At 45.1% G+C, this 237-nt stretch carries 1 protein-coding gene; it reads left to right on the top strand.

Annotated elements, in window-relative coordinates; translation table 11 throughout:
• Positions 1–237, top strand: a 237-nt coding sequence (locus tag AC3XQU_RS24820; protein ID WP_489876753.1) for a M3 family metallopeptidase, incomplete at both ends; no start/stop codon positions are given.

The raw sequence follows: 237 nt of genomic DNA, 5'->3' as shown, positions 1-237 counted from the left end.
AGCTTTAACCCACACACAGCAAAGGCACAAGGCGTGTTGGAATTATCTAGAAGCATCAATGATGCTATCCACGTTACAACCCAATCAGAGATCTCTAGATGGCCTAATACATTTAGCCATATCTTTGCTGGCGGATACTCTGCTGGTTACTACAGCTATAAATGGGCTGAAGTCTTGTCTGCAGACGCTTATGCTGCCTTTGAAGAGGCTGCAAAAGCCAATGGCAGCATCCTTGAT

The organism is Telluria sp. AZSoR62 (genome assembly GCF_058111565.1).
Note: the sequence above shows the minus strand (reverse complement) of the source record. Positions and strands in the feature narration are given on the sequence as shown.